The sequence below is a fragment of the Sphaerospermopsis sp. LEGE 08334 genome (assembly GCF_015207205.1).
In the GTDB taxonomy this organism is placed as follows: domain Bacteria; phylum Cyanobacteriota; class Cyanobacteriia; order Cyanobacteriales; family Nostocaceae; genus Sphaerospermopsis.
The window spans coordinates 13,457-27,647 of the sequence record NZ_JADEXH010000045.1; the positions used below are offsets into that span (position 1 = coordinate 13,457).

The 14,191-nt window shown below is 35.8% G+C and carries 14 protein-coding genes; 7 read left to right on the forward strand and 7 right to left on the reverse strand.

What is annotated here, in order from left to right; all coding sequences use genetic code 11:
• Positions 1-180: 180 nt before the first annotated feature.
• From hemB to IQ237_RS21105, 3 genes are all read right to left on the reverse strand, one after another.
• Complete coding sequence (gene hemB / locus IQ237_RS21095; protein ID WP_194058757.1) at positions 181-1,191, reverse strand: porphobilinogen synthase; 1,011 nt, start codon at positions 1,189-1,191, stop codon at positions 181-183.
• A gap of 80 nt (positions 1,192-1,271) precedes the next feature.
• Positions 1,272-1,571: a type II toxin-antitoxin system RelE/ParE family toxin gene (locus IQ237_RS21100; RefSeq protein WP_194058759.1), complete on the reverse strand. Its 300-nt coding sequence runs from the start codon at positions 1,569-1,571 to the stop codon at positions 1,272-1,274.
• An 8-nt stretch (positions 1,572-1,579) separates the two neighbouring features.
• Complete coding sequence (locus tag IQ237_RS21105; RefSeq protein WP_194058761.1) at positions 1,580-1,918, reverse strand: type II toxin-antitoxin system Phd/YefM family antitoxin; 339 nt, start codon at positions 1,916-1,918, stop codon at positions 1,580-1,582.
• A gap of 121 nt (positions 1,919-2,039) precedes the next feature.
• On the opposite strand from IQ237_RS21105, the gene IQ237_RS21110 reads away from it, so the two are divergent.
• The 3 genes from IQ237_RS21110 (at position 2,040) to ccsB (ending at position 5,893) form a co-directional block, all read left to right on the forward strand.
• Positions 2,040-2,660, forward strand: a complete 621-nt coding sequence (locus IQ237_RS21110) for a chorismate lyase (protein WP_194058763.1) — start codon at positions 2,040-2,042, stop codon at positions 2,658-2,660.
• A 302-nt stretch (positions 2,661-2,962) separates the two neighbouring features.
• Positions 2,963-4,666, forward strand: a complete 1,704-nt coding sequence (locus IQ237_RS21115; protein WP_194058765.1) for a DUF3352 domain-containing protein — start codon at positions 2,963-2,965, stop codon at positions 4,664-4,666.
• 183 nt (positions 4,667-4,849) lie between these two features.
• The gene (ccsB, locus tag IQ237_RS21120; RefSeq protein ID WP_194058769.1) at positions 4,850-5,893 is read left to right on the forward strand and encodes a c-type cytochrome biogenesis protein CcsB; all 1,044 of its coding nucleotides are present in this window, start codon (positions 4,850-4,852) and stop codon (positions 5,891-5,893) included.
• Between the two features lie 178 nt (positions 5,894-6,071).
• Here ccsB and IQ237_RS21125 read toward each other — a convergent pair whose 3' ends face one another.
• From IQ237_RS21125 to IQ237_RS21140, 4 genes are all read right to left on the reverse strand, one after another.
• The gene (locus IQ237_RS21125) at positions 6,072-6,689 is read right to left on the reverse strand and encodes a hypothetical protein (RefSeq protein ID WP_194058771.1); all 618 of its coding nucleotides are present in this window, start codon (positions 6,687-6,689) and stop codon (positions 6,072-6,074) included.
• A gap of 36 nt (positions 6,690-6,725) precedes the next feature.
• Positions 6,726-7,466 carry an SHOCT domain-containing protein gene (locus tag IQ237_RS21130; protein ID WP_228020558.1) on the reverse strand — a complete coding sequence of 247 codons (741 nt, stop codon included), beginning with the start codon at positions 7,464-7,466 and terminating at the stop codon, positions 6,726-6,728.
• Positions 7,456-7,962 (reverse strand): hypothetical protein, encoded by a 507-nt coding sequence (locus tag IQ237_RS21135; protein WP_194058773.1) that lies wholly within the window; start codon positions 7,960-7,962, stop codon positions 7,456-7,458. The genes IQ237_RS21130 and IQ237_RS21135 overlap by 11 nt, the downstream gene beginning before the upstream one ends.
• 243 nt (positions 7,963-8,205) lie before the next feature.
• Positions 8,206-8,352 carry a hypothetical protein gene (locus tag IQ237_RS21140; RefSeq protein WP_194058775.1) on the reverse strand — a complete coding sequence of 49 codons (147 nt, stop codon included), beginning with the start codon at positions 8,350-8,352 and terminating at the stop codon, positions 8,206-8,208.
• A 262-nt stretch (positions 8,353-8,614) separates the two neighbouring features.
• Here IQ237_RS21140 and IQ237_RS21145 point away from each other — a divergent pair, with 262 nt between their 5' ends.
• The 4 genes from IQ237_RS21145 (at position 8,615) to IQ237_RS21160 (ending at position 14,173) form a co-directional block, all read left to right on the forward strand.
• On the forward strand, positions 8,615-9,913 hold the full coding sequence (locus IQ237_RS21145; RefSeq protein ID WP_228020559.1) for an NB-ARC domain-containing protein: 1,299 nt from the start codon (positions 8,615-8,617) through the stop codon (positions 9,911-9,913).
• Positions 9,914-9,930: 17 nt separating this feature from the next.
• Positions 9,931-11,439: an ABC transporter substrate-binding protein gene (locus IQ237_RS21150; RefSeq protein WP_194058779.1), complete on the forward strand. Its 1,509-nt coding sequence runs from the start codon at positions 9,931-9,933 to the stop codon at positions 11,437-11,439.
• 215 nt (positions 11,440-11,654) lie between these two features.
• Entirely contained in the window at positions 11,655-12,674 is a 1,020-nt protein-coding gene (locus tag IQ237_RS21155; protein WP_194058781.1) for a serine/threonine-protein kinase, read from the forward strand.
• An 8-nt stretch (positions 12,675-12,682) separates the two neighbouring features.
• The gene (locus IQ237_RS21160; protein WP_194058783.1) at positions 12,683-14,173 is read left to right on the forward strand and encodes an ABC transporter substrate-binding protein; all 1,491 of its coding nucleotides are present in this window, start codon (positions 12,683-12,685) and stop codon (positions 14,171-14,173) included.
• Positions 14,174-14,191 lie beyond the last annotated feature (18 nt).

The following is a 14,191-nucleotide window of genomic DNA, read 5'->3' on the forward strand; positions in this document are numbered from 1 at the left end:
GTCATTAGTTATTAGTCATTAGTTATTAGTCATTAGTTATTGGTCATTGGTCATTGGTCATTAGTCATTAGTCATTAGTTACTTGTATTTATTCTGAACTTCTGATAGCGAAGCCATACTCCTGTCACTCCTGACTCCTGACTCCTGACTCCTGACTCCTGACTCCTGACTCCTCAAAAGTTACATCAACATCAAAGCTACTTCTTTGGCGAAGTAAGTTAAAATTAAATCTGCACCAGCCCGTTTCATGCTGGTTAAGGTTTCTAAAATTACCTTTTTCTCATCTATCCAACCATTAGCGGCTGCGGCTTTGATCATTGCGTACTCACCGCTAACGTTGTATGCTGCTACGGGTAAGTTAGTATTGATTTTGACTTGATGGATGATATCGAGATAAGCTAGGGCTGGTTTCACCATGACTATATCTGCACCTTCAGCAATATCTAATTCCACTTCTTTTAAAGCTTCTTTGGTATTCCCCGCATCCATTTGATAGGTTTTTTTATCGCCAAATTTGGGGGCGGAATCTAAAGCATCTCGGAATGGTCCATAATAGGCTGATGCGTATTTTGCCGAGTATGCCAAAATACCGACATTAATATAACCTTCTGCGTCTAAAGCTTTACGAATTGCCCCGACTCTACCATCCATCATGTCAGAAGGAGCGACAAAATCAGCACCGGCTTGAGCTTGGGAAAGTGCCATTTTTGCCAATACTTCGACCGTGGGGTCGTTCAAAATAACGCCGTTTTCGTCTACTAAACCATCATGACCGTGTGTGGTGAAGGGATCAAGGGCGACATCGGTAATAACGATGATGTCGGGAACGGCTTTTTTGATAGCTTTGATGGTTGTTTGTACTAAACCTTCTGGGTTGTAGCTTTCTGTACCTGTGTCATCTTTTTGGTGTTCTGGGATAACTGGGAACAGGGCGATCGCCTTAATTCCCAATTGTGACACTTCGGCTATTTCTTTGAGCAGTAGATCCAAAGAATAACGATAACATCCTGGCATGGAAGGAATTTCTACTTTTTGTCCTTCCCCAGTCATCACAAACATAGGATAGATCAGATCATCTACTGTGAGTGTGGTTTCTCTGACCATGTTCCGTAGGGTTTCGGTCCGCCGCAAACGACGGGGACGCTGAGGCAGGTTTAAGGGCTTATCGGTGTTTGAATTCGCAGACGACATAGTGCAAATATAAAATGATAATCATTATTATATAGGCTGCGGAGTGATATGTGGGATATGGCAAAGCTGGAAAGAATAGTTTAATTATCAGTTGTAAATTGACTATTAATATCTCTTGAGTGATGCAGTATCCGAACTATCTCAATCCCATCATCAATTTTTGTGTAAAATACGATGTATGGTTTAACAAGAAAGCTTCTGAGTTCTGGCAACAAATCATCTCTGCTTCTACCCATGCCAGGAAATTTAGCTAACTTTGGGAAGCAATTGAGAATTTTAGCGATTTCTGTATCTGCTGCGATTTGATTATTTTGGGCAATATAAACCCATATATCTTCTAAATCTTGTTCAGCTAGTTGGGAAATTCTGTAGTTATTCATGTAACTCTTTATTTACCTAGCTGATCCTGTCCTCGTGCTTTAATCTTTTCCAGCAAAGTGGGTAAAGACTCATCGTTATATTCGCTGTATTCTCCATTTTTTAACTGTTCCGCACCTAAAGATACATCGCGTTGCAATGCTTCAAACTTTAGCTTTTGCAATTCCGACTCTGCAAGCTGTAAACGTTCTTGAGTTTGTTGAAAACTAGCTACATCTTGAATGACAATTTCTGCTTTACCGTTAACAGTGAGAACGAGAGGAGATTTTGTAGCTTTGATGTGTTCGATAAACTGTTTGACGTTGCGTTTGAAGTCTGTGAGTGGGTGAATATTTTCTAGGTTAATCATAAAATATCGTACTTAATTCAGTCTTTTTTCCATATTGTATATGATGAAATCAGGATTTACGCAACTGACATAATTCTCTGATTGTGCTTTTATAGAGATAGGTGAAGTTTTGTAAATAAAATTGACTACTATAGTTACGCCCACAACCACTACACTGCCAACCGCTTGGCATCGTTTAAAACCTATTTGGCAAGGTGAAGGAGAGGAAATTCAAAAAGGTTTACCTCATACTCAGTTAGCACCTGCTTGGCAATTACTACTTTTAGGTGATGGTTCTCCAACCAGACATTTACAATTACTGACTTGTGAACCCACAGAAGTAGACGTAATAGATATGTCTTTAATTGGCAACAATTCAGATCACGCCCCTAGCTTAATTGAAGCCGTACCAGGTCCGAGATTGCGCCGTCAGGTATGGCTGCGGACTGCTTCCGGTAAAAGATTGGGTTATGCGACTTCTTGGTGGGAAGCAAGTCATGTAGATGAATTTTTGCAAAATCGGTCTTTACCAATTTGGGCAAGTTTAGCCCGTATCCGTACAGAATTGTATAGAGATATTCGCGGAATTTATTGTGGTTACTCAGAAGCTTTAGAGTTAGGATTTGAGCAAACCGGACCATTTTGGGGTCGCCATTATTTGTTTTGGCATCATGGACAGCCTCTCACCTTAATTTATGAAGTTTTTTCACCTTATTTAACTAAATATTTGGGTCAGACACAGTTGAGTGGTAGTGAAGATTAAATTAGGATAAAACAACTAACTGAGAACCAATGATTTGTAGTCAGGATATAACTATCCCAACGTATTTGAAGGACATCTTACTCAAGATGCAAATTAATTTCCACAAGATTCCATTGGGAATTTGACAAAACAAGTTAAATAAAATATCTATCAACAATAACTTACTGTTTTTCTTCTCGTTAACAATAAGATTCCCTAATTCTTCAAGAAGTGGGGAATCTGAGCGAGATTAAATGAACTTTGTTTGATTCAAAACATCAAATCAGTAATTTGTTCTCAATTATTTATAGGTATAAATTGCCATGGGAATACCTATTGTGTCTAGTGTGATCAAGAAAAAAAAGAAACCGTCTTTAGTCCTAACCCTATCAACTGCTGGGTTATTGATTGGTGCTGGAAGTGCTGCATATTGGTTTTTCACCCAAGGACAACCATTATCTAGAAATTTGCCAGTAGGTGCAAATATTATTCCTCAAGATGCTTTGTTTGCAGTTTCTTTGACAACGGATACTCAACAATGGAAAAAGTTAAGGGAGTTTGGGACACCAGAAACTCAAAAAGCACTGGATAAAAATTTAATCAAGTTGCAACAACGCTTGTTAACTAATAATGGTTATAACTTCGAGAAAGATATTCAACCCTGGGTAGGGGATGAAGTAACTATCGCTGTTTTAGCTCCTTCATTAGAGAATAAAACATCTAAACAAGTAGCGACGGATGCTGAGATTTATGAACAGTCAATGGTGATGGTTTTACCAATCAAAAATCCCGAAACTGCCAAAAGTATTTTGGCACAACCTAAATCATTGAAACAAGGCAAATGGATTGAGCGCACTTATCAAGGCATCACGATTAAACAAACCCAAGGACAAGCTGGACAAAAGCTTTCGGCTGCATTAATAGATCAGCAATTTGTCGTGATTACAGATAATGATAAAACCACAGAAAGAACAATTGATGCCTATAAAAATCAAGCTTCTTTAGCAACATTAGAAGGCTTTGCCACAAACTTCTCAAAAACAAGCAATTATAAACCTTTTGCCCAATTTTATATCAATGTACCAATAGCTGCCAAAATAGCAGCAGCGGCTCCTAATCGACGTTTACCTGCTCAGGTGCTGACGCAACTTCAAAATAATCAAGGTGTGGCGGGAACTATTACCTTAGAAGCACAAGGAGTTAGGTTAAAGGGTGTTTCTTGGTTAAACCCCAATAGTAAGCGTGTGCTGGCGGTAGAAAATAAAGCCGGCAGTATGCAAAATCGCCTTCCCAGCGAAACTTTAATGATGTTGTCTGGCAGTAACTTACAGCGTTTGTGGACAGACTATGTTTCTACTTCTAAAGGAAATCCTTTGTCACCTATCAAGCCGGAAAAACTGCGACAGAGTGTAAAATCTTTGACAAATTTGGATTTAGAAAAAGATTTACTCAGTTGGATGAAAGGGGAATTTTCAGTTGCTGTAATTCCTAATACGCCAAAAAATGCAGCACCGGATAATTTTCGGGCTGGTTTAGTGTTTATGGTTAAGGCTAGTGATTCTCAGGGCAATTTACGCCAATCTGCGGAAACTGCTTTACAAAATCTCGATGAAGTGGTGAAAAATCAATACCAGTTTAAAGTCGAGCCAGGTACTGTGGCGGGTAAACCTGTTGTGAACTGGATTTCACCTTTTGGGACTTTGACTGCTACTCATGGTTGGTTAGATCAGGATGTGCTTTTCTTCGTTTTGGGCGCTCCTGTCAGCGATAAAATCGTTCCCAAATCCAACAACACACTAGCCAGCACTCTGCCTTTTCAACAAACAGTTCCCTCTGAACTTAATCCACCCAAAGGACAATTTTTCTTAGATATGGAACGGGCGGTTAAAAGTTTTACTCTCAATACTGCATCTCCCAACCAACAAGCATTACTAGCAGCAATACGCACTGTTGGGATGACAACTGCTGTCAAAGATAATCGTAGTCAGCAATATGACATTTTTCTGGAGTTGAAAAAGGGTAAGTAGGGACTGGGGACTGGGTAATCAATTTTATTTTTCCCAATCAACTGTCAACTATCAACTATCAACTATCACCAAAACTAGATAGGATCAGGATAGTCGGAATGCTGTAAGCAAAAAGTATCAGTATTTGAGTTAAATTGATTTTCTAACTGGAACTGATCACTGATTTACTGGAGAGAAGTGTTTATGAATCTGGTTGTACTCCAGAACTGGCTGGATAATGCCTCCTTTGCTGTTTTGTTCTGCACTATGCTGGTGTATTGGGTGGGGGCGGCTTTTCCGAGTTTATCGGTGACTGCGGCTTTGGGGACGGCTGGAATGGCGATCGCTAATTTGTGTATTGCTACTCTTTTAGGGGCAAGATGGATTGAAGCTGGTTATTTTCCTCTCAGCAATCTTTATGAGTCTCTATTTTTCCTCACTTGGGGAATTACTGCTGTCCATCTCATTGCTGAAAATACAAGTCGTAGCAGGTTAGTGGGGGTTGTAACTGCTCCTGTAGCGATGGGAATTACAGCTTTTGCTACTTTAACCTTACCTTCAGAAATGCAGGTTTCTGAACCTTTAGTACCGGCTTTAAAGTCGAATTGGTTGATGATGCACGTCAGTGTGATGATGTTGAGTTATTCGGCTTTGATGGTGGGTTCTTTGTTGGCGATCGCTTTTTTAATTGTCACTCGCGGCCAAAACATTCAATTACAAGGAAGTTCTTTTGGCAATGGTGGTTATCGCACCAATGGTTACAAACTCATCAAGGCTGAAGAATTAGTCACAGAAACCCTAACTCCTGCATCGGAAAATAATGGTTTTTCCCGGTTGGAAAGTAATAACAACGGTAATGGTACTGCTGTTTTAGATGTGGTGAAAACTGCGCCTATTTCAACTGCGGAAATTCTTTCTCCTCAACGTCTTACCCTAGCAGAAACCCTAGATAATATTAGTTATCGCGTGATTGGTTTGGGTTTTCCCCTACTCACAATTGGTATTATTGCTGGTGGAGTTTGGGCTAATGAAGCTTGGGGTTCTTATTGGAGTTGGGACCCAAAGGAAACTTGGGCTTTAATTACTTGGTTAGTTTTTGCTGCTTATCTTCATGCGAGAATTACTCGCGGTTGGCAAGGTAGAAAACCGGCAATTTTAGCCGCAGGTGGTTTTGTTGTAGTTTGGATTTGTTATTTGGGTGTGAATCTTTTGGGTAAAGGTTTACATTCTTACGGTTGGTTTTTCTAGTTTTAGCTGTCAGCAGTCAGCAGTCAGCTTTCAGCTTTTGATGTTTTGATCATTAATTCCTCCTTTCTGTTGAGAGGGGGAATCTTTTTTTATCTCACGCAAAGACGCAAAGGCGCAAAGGAAGAAAGGAAGATTTTATACAAACGGTTACAAAACTTAAACAACTGTATTAACCACCCTACCTAGAATGAACAATCCGACTAGGATAAACTCTAAAAGAATCAAAAAAATTAGTTGTTTCTGTAGTTAATTCATACGCAGTTCTAGCTCCCAATAAATAAAGTCTTCGTCTGACTACATATCCTTGATATTGTCCTTGAGTACCATCAGAATGTTGGATCAATAAATCAATTCCTGGATATCCTTTAATTACCATATTTGTGCTTTTTACAACCTTACCCCTGATATCAAGATTTTGTCGCAGAGCAGTTTGTAGGACTTCTCGAATGTCTTTTGAACTCAAAGAATAAATATCGAGAGGTATGTCTTTATGAAAGATCATATAGACTGTTCTGGTGGTTGTATTCATCGTCATTAAACTATTGTTAGTATTTTCTATCACCGCTCCAGGCATCCAAATTTCAAAATCTCGTTGAGGTCCATAATAATAATCATTTATGGCAATTTTTAGGGGTTGTTTTTTCGTGAATTTTGTGGTTGAATTTAATGCTAAATTACCATCAAAAATTTCAGATTTTCCTTGATTTACTAATGCCATTACTGGATTTTGTATTGCCAATAAAGCTAGTGGAAACAGAAAAATTACAATTGGTTTTAAGTTGGGATTGAACTTCATAACTTATTGCTCCTAATCCTAAAATTTGATTCATTATTATTGATATTCTTTTGCTGGTACTCTAAAAGCTGCATATTTCCATTCCCCGCTTTCTAAATATTCGATTTTAAATTCTCCTTGAGTCAATAAAGCAATATCTTTCAGTTCTATTACTCCATTTTCTCTGACAATCACACAATCTGAATTAGTCGTCGTAGTTTGATTTGAAGTTGTATTTATTTGATTGAGAATTATTTTTCGAGAATCTTGATATTCCCTCTCAGTTATCAGTTTAGAATCATACAATTTTTTTAGTTCTATCAATTTGCTTGTGATGTCCGATCCATCTGTTTTTTGGACATTATCTACTGTGCAAGAATCTGGTTTAAAAGCAATTTTTCTGACCGGATGATCCCACCATTTAGAAAACTGAGTCAACCAATTCGTGGTTCTTGTTGTATGTATAACTCTGACTTGATTACCAGTTATTTCTAAACGCACCCAATCAGTTGATCTTTTTTGGATTAATCCACCAAATCCCCAAGCTATAACGCTACCAACTGACACACCAGAATCTGATAAACGCAGCTTAATAACTCTAGTTCCTATCCATTGTGCTACATCCATTTGAGCCTGAGATATGGTCTTAGTCTTCTGAGGAATAAAAATAGTATTTTTTTCTATAGCAATTGAGGGATTTGCTACTACACAATTGAAAAATAATACTACTAAAACGCTAATTTTTTTGTTCATAACTTCCTTGAATATGGTATGATTATCCTGATTTTTATTTAACAAATTCTACATCAACATAAGAACACTGTTTTTTGTCATCGCAATTTACCGCCACCAATGAGCCATCAGTTTGAATTGAAAATAAAAAATTATCAGCAGCATAAGTAGGATGAGGAATAGAAGTTCCAGCATAAACCGGGTTAGCTCCTAATAAAACTAATCCTTGGGATGAAGACATTAGTTTTATTACTTGATCTACAGTCGCTTTCTGTCTTCGATTAGGATCAAAATAATTAACTCTCAAAACTCCATAATACCCATTCATAACAAGAGCGCCTTGATGAACAATTCCATGCCCACTCCATGTCAATTTCCATGCTCCATAAACAGGAGAAATTGCTTCAGTTAATTGGGCAATTTTTAATGATGAAGATGGAGTAACAATTTGATAATTGTTAGTGAAATTAGTTTTGATAAAAGCATTTTTAGCATCTGCTGGTTTGATGCCAAATAATCCAATTGCTAAAACGAATAGGCATACATTTTTCTGACAATTCATATCTTGTATTCCTCTCTTTTTTTTACCAAAATAGACATCTTAAACCGAGAATAATTATTAATTTTTTATTGGCAACTTGACGCAATATCATAAACATGGATACAACAAGTCTAATCAATAGAATGAAATTAGTAGAGTAAATCAGATGCACCGTAGAATATGCAATCAATAACGTTTGTATTACCCCCCCTGCTTTTAAAGGGATTTGATTTATGACAACATCTCAGAAAATGGGTATAATGATTAACAAACTTGCCGATAACCAACGGTGACACCATAGGAATTAGCAGAGCTTATCTCGTTACCAGCATCATCATCATCCCCTCCTTCATAACTATATGTAAATAAATGTACTTTATTTACAGTGATTATACTGGCACAGACCGCCAATTATGATCTTGTCTGTTGACGTTCACAAATTCTGACAGTGAAATTACTTGATCAGGATATTAGCCCTGAATGAGTATTGATCAACCACAACAACCTCTTTTTTTGTCCTTACACAAAAAAGTATCTCATTACTATATGTAATTGTCATCACTAACTAATTATCAGTATTTAAGCTCATAAAACTAATAAAACTAATAAAGTTAATAAAGTTAGTGCAAATTAAGATACAATCCACAATACGAGCTTGAAAGAAAACTGGACTATGGATGGGAAAGAGTTAATCAAACTATTTAAAGATTGGGTAAAGCGGGAAAAAGAACAAGATTTAGATTTAGATCCTTGTGAAGAAGCAATTCTGGAATATTCTCTGCAAGGTGAACCATACAAAAAGATGAAAATTCCCAATTATGCTCCCAGTACCATCATGATTATTAAAGGTCCCCAATTATTCAAGAAACTGGGTAATACCATAGGAACAGATATAAATAAAAAAAATTGTCGGTTAGTGCTAGACGAACTTTTAAAAGAAAAGAAAGAACTTGTCACAGAAGAGAACACTAAGCACATATCACAGATAAATTCACATATAAATTCACAGATAAATTTGCTGGAAGCACCAGATGTAAGTGATTTTTATGGACGACAACAAGAACTGTCTGATTTACAAAAATGGATAGTTACCGAAAACTGTCGTGTGGTAGGTGTTTTGGGGATAAATGGTATTGGTAAATCTGCACTAGTGAGGGAGTTAGTTGAAAAGGTTAAAAATTATTTTGATTATGTGATTTGGAAGAGTCTTGAATATTCCCCTTCCTTAGCAGAAATTTTAACTGATATAGAGTGCTATTTTGCACCAAATAATCCAGCAACAAATATAAATAGAAGAATTACAAATCTGATTAATTTATTAAATCAGCATCATTGTTTATTAATATTTGATCAATGGGAAGGAGTGATGGGAAATAGTGAAGTATCGGAAAATTATGATTTATTACTAAGAAAAATTGGAGATTTAGCACATAATAGCTGCTTAGTTTTTACCAGTGTACAAAGACCAAGAGTAATGAATTTATTTGTCAATAGACAACAAATTAAGGAACTTTCATTATGCGGTTTACAAATTCAAGATGCTAAAAACCTATTGACAGAGTTGGGAATTGTCAATTCAGGAATAGAACAACTAATTGACACATACAAAGGACATCCATTAGCTTTAATTCTGGCTTCTGAACCAATTAAAAATATTCACGATGGACAAATTTATGAATTTTTGGAAGGAACAATTTATATACCTGATGTGATCATGGGATTACTTGATAAACTTTTTGTGAATTTAACAAACTTAGAAATTCAAATTATGCAACAATTAGCGATAGCGACAGAACCACTATTAATTACTCAAATATCTCAAATTTTCCCCTTTAAGGGAGAAATTAGTCAAGCGATAGATAATTTATGGCAAGTGCGTTTGCTTGAAAAAGCTGATATATTAGCAGGAGGTAAAATTCTTTGGGTTCTGAATCCTTTAATTAAAAAATATATTAAAAGACGTTATAACTGATTGTAAAGGTTGATTACATGAAAAAAATCCGCAAAAACTTCCGTCAATACACCATCAGGGCTAAAATAACATTTTTGATCTTGATATTGAGTTTTACTGTTTGGGGATATTGGATTATTCATCCTCAAGATAATTTATTTATTGGGTTATATAATCATTATTTTTATAAGACTTGGTGTAAAAATTTTGAACTAAATGACAATTTATCTTGTGGTGAGGAAAGTTTATTTACACAAGAGAAATTTCCAGATTTTCATCCAGGTAACTGGCAAAAAGCTGTTAATTATTTTACTGAAAAGAGAAAGACAGAACAAAATAAGCCGGAATTTTTGATCTACCTCAATAATGCCAAATTGATGCAACAGGAGAAAGTCACTGGCAAAAAAAGTTACACTATTGCTGTTGCAGTTCCTATTAATCGAGACGCTGAAGGTATAGCAGAATCTTGGTTAAGGGGTGCTGCACAAGTTCAGGAAGAATTTAACAAAAATCCTAAATATCCAGGTCTAAAAATTATCATTGTTAATGATAAAAATAACCCTGACACTGTCAATAAATTAGCTGAATATATACTCTCTAAAAAAGACATAGTTACAGTTATTGGACATTATGCCTCTGAAGTCACTAAAGCTGCTTTACCAGTTTATCAAAAGCATCAAATAGTAGTGATTTCTCCTGGTGCTACCGCTCTGCGATCAGATATTTTAGCTGGTCATAAATATCCAGATAATTTTTTCTTTCGCACTGTTAATAGCGTTAAAGTTCAGACTCCTCTACTGATTGAAAAATTGCAATTAGCTAACGAAGAAAAAGTAGCTATTTTCTACACACCAAGTAGCACCTATAGCAAATCAGCCTTGGAAGAATTTCGTAAGCGATTGGATGCAAATAAGATAATTGCAATAGATATATCTAAATCTAATTTTATTCCTAATAAGATATTAAATGAAGTTAAAAAACAAGGAGCTAAATCACTTATTTTGATCCCCGATGGTCATGTTAATTCTCTCTCTTTCAAAAATACTTTAGGTCTAATTTATGTTAATGAAAATCAATTACCAATGGGAGGACAATCGGTGTTGTATGATCGCCAGATACTCAATCGTAAAAATATTGTCAAAAATCTTTTAATATCCATCCCTTGGCATCCTTTAACCAGTCCTAATCAAAAGGTTATTAGCAAAGCCCAAAACCTTTGGGGAACAGGTAATATAGATGCTCAAACTGCGATGTCTTATGATGCTATTTTGGTGTTGGCAAAAGCTCTTGAAAATGTATCTATAAATGATTCTTTGCAAAAACAAAGATTGGATATACAGCAGCAATTAACTACTTTACAGGTTGAAGAAGGAGCTTCTGGGACTATTTCTTTTGATGAATATGGAGATAGGAAAGAAAATATTTCTCAAATAGTCCGTGTTGTATCTGTACCTCGTAAATGTTCTGAGTATGAGGCTATGTTTGTACCGATTAACTATAATGTATCAAATTTAAAGTGTCTAGATCAGGAAGCATCCCAATTTTGAAAAAATGACAGCAGCAACACTAAAAAATCTCTTAAACTCTCTTACCTTTGTGTCCTTTGCGCCCTTTGCGGTTCAATCATATCAGTCCCTTGGAACATTTAAGTTCGTTAGATCAAAATAAATTTACACAAATTTACACATTTGGGATGCTCCCATATATAATGCTAAAATCTTCAAATAAACCCATATTTTATTAACCGAAAGGAGAGATAATTATGATCGAACCAGGAGATATCATCAACAATCGTTATCATGTACTTCAAGAATTAGGAGATGGGAATTTTGGTAAGACTTTTGAGGTAGAAGATAGCTTGAATGGTGATCATAAAGTCATTAAAGTTTTAAGGTTCGGAAATTCTAGCAATCCGAAAGTGGTGGAACTTTTTGAACAAGAATATGATGTATTGAAAAAATTAAATCATCCAGGAATTCCCAAGGTGAAAGTGGATGGTTATCTCAAATTTCGTTGTATTCACACCCAGGAAATTTTACATGGTTTAGTAATGGAGAAAATCGCTGGACAGGATTTAGGTGAATGGCTAAAACAAAATCAAAAAATTCCTAACACCAAACTAGCTATTGAATGGCTAAAACAACTAATTGATATTTTAGATCATGTTCATAGTCAAAACTATTTACATCGGGATATTAAGCCAGATAACATTATGTTAAAACCTGATGGACAATTAGTATTAATTGATTTTGGGATTGTTAAAGAAGCTACTCAAAAAAGTCAAAAGCAAACTATTCCCGGTACACAAATTGGCACACCTGGTTATTGTTCACCAGAACAAGAAAATGGCATAGGGGTAACTTATCAATCTGATTTTTTTTCTTTGGGTCGTACTTTTGTTCATTTACTAACTGGAATTTATCCTGGAAATGGAAACTTGCAACTAGATCCAAGAACTTCAAAGTTATTATGGCGAGATGAAGCTCCAGAAATTTCTGAAGAATTTAAAGATTTAATTGATGATTTAATAGAGCATCAACCACGAGACAGACCAAGAAATACGCAAGAAATTTTGCAGGAAATCAAAGAAATTGAAGCAGATAATAAGCCAACTTTATTTCCTGTACCAATTGTTTTTTTAAGTTTTGCTCTCAATCTAGTTTTCTTGACTTTACTAGCTATGGTAAATATATTAACGCTAGGCTGGAAAGTGTTTTTCTTGGTTGTCGTCTGTGTGATTGGTGGGTTTCTCTTTTTACCTTTGATTAAATATTTATTATAATTAAACTTATGAGCTTAAAAAGATTGATCAGAAAAATTAACAGAAGTTTTGGTAAAAAACTAACATCTTTGGTTGTTGCTTTAGGATTATTAATTATTGTTCCTACTTCTATATACTTAATTTTTACTACTTCTGAAATGGAGTCTCATATTACGCTGCAAGAGAATGTTATAACTAATTCTCGTGGACAGAATCTTAGTTCATGTCCTCAACTAATTATCAAAAATACTGATCTGAACAACAGAATTAGTTTAGGAAATAAAACTCTTATTGGAGAACAATTTCTCATTCCTGATCATACAGATATGAATAGAAATAAAAAAATTCAACTATCTGTGAAAAAAAAGCAAGCCGGGACTCAAGCTTTTGCCCAGGGAAATTGTGAGGAAGCAAAAAAGCTATTTGCAGAAGCCAAAAATATATTTCCTAATGATCCAGAAAATATTATTTATTTGCATAATGTTCAAGTCGGATCAAATCCTCTCAAAATAGCCGTTAGTGTACCCATCGGCAACCAACCGCCTATTGCTCAAGAAATCCTCCGGGGAGTCGCTTATGCTCAATATAAAATTAACGAAACCGGGATTAATAACCGAAAATTACTGGTAGAAATTATCAATGATGACAATGATTCAGCGGTGGTGAAAAAAGTAGCTGAAGAATTAGTTAAAGATGCTACAATACTTGCTGTTATAGGACATAATACAAGTAAAGCTTCACTGGCAGCAGCACCCTTTTATAACGACCAATTAGTGATGGTTTCACCTACTAGCACAAGTGATAATCTCTCTAATTATAATAAATTCATTTTTCGGTCTGTATTTACTAATCGAGAGATGACAAAAACTTTAGCCAAATATGCAGTTAAAACTATTAACAAAAATCCAATAGCTGTTTGTTATGCTCATGATGATCCTAGTAGTAAATCTTTTACAGTAGATTTTAGGAAGTCTGTCAACAATGAAGGTGGGAAAACAATTGAAATAGACTGCAATTTATCCAGTTCTAATTTCAATGCTGTGACAGCAGTAAGTCAAGCGATTAATCTGGGTGCAAATGGGTTGTTTATCGACCCCGAAATTAATCAATTAAACACAGCAATTAATTTAGCGAATGTCAATAATGGTAGATTAGTTTTATTTGGCGAACCAACTCTATATACTAAAGAAATATTACAAGGACAGGTTGAAGGTTTAGTGCTAGTCGCTCCCTGGCATCCTGATGTGAATCCGTCTTTTGCCCAAAATATGCAATCTTTTTGGGGTGGTCCGGTTAACTGGCGGACAGGGATGGCTTATGATGCAACACAAGCTATTATTGCTGGTTTGCAGCAAAAACAAACTCGTCAGGGTTTACAGCAAGTATTGGGGAGTAGGGAGTTTACTGCTCAAGGTGAAAATGGTGAAATTAAGTTTGATTACGATTCAGGCGATCGCCTGGGTACTGTAGTTCTTGTTACAGTGTCTAACAAAAACTTTAAATCTATCCCTGTCAAGTAAAATAAAGCACTAGCAGCA

Coding starts and splice junctions, on each gene's coding strand:
- IQ237_RS21145 (WP_228020559.1), top strand. CDS start 8,615: ATGGATGGGAAAGAGTTAATCAAACTATTTAAAGATTGGGTAAAGCGG.
- IQ237_RS21125 (WP_194058771.1), bottom strand. CDS start 6,689: ATGAAGTTCAATCCCAACTTAAAACCAATTGTAATTTTTCTGTTTCCA.
- IQ237_RS21150 (WP_194058779.1), top strand. CDS start 9,931: ATGAAAAAAATCCGCAAAAACTTCCGTCAATACACCATCAGGGCTAAA.
- IQ237_RS21155 (WP_194058781.1), top strand. CDS start 11,655: ATGATCGAACCAGGAGATATCATCAACAATCGTTATCATGTACTTCAA.
- hemB (WP_194058757.1), bottom strand. CDS start 1,191: ATGTCGTCTGCGAATTCAAACACCGATAAGCCCTTAAACCTGCCTCAG.
- IQ237_RS21160 (WP_194058783.1), top strand. CDS start 12,683: ATGAGCTTAAAAAGATTGATCAGAAAAATTAACAGAAGTTTTGGTAAA.
- IQ237_RS21115 (WP_194058765.1), top strand. CDS start 2,963: ATGGGAATACCTATTGTGTCTAGTGTGATCAAGAAAAAAAAGAAACCG.
- IQ237_RS21135 (WP_194058773.1), bottom strand. CDS start 7,962: ATGAATTGTCAGAAAAATGTATGCCTATTCGTTTTAGCAATTGGATTA.
- IQ237_RS21105 (WP_194058761.1), bottom strand. CDS start 1,918: ATGATTAACCTAGAAAATATTCACCCACTCACAGACTTCAAACGCAAC.
- ccsB (WP_194058769.1), top strand. CDS start 4,850: ATGAATCTGGTTGTACTCCAGAACTGGCTGGATAATGCCTCCTTTGCT.
- IQ237_RS21100 (WP_194058759.1), bottom strand. CDS start 1,571: ATGAATAACTACAGAATTTCCCAACTAGCTGAACAAGATTTAGAAGAT.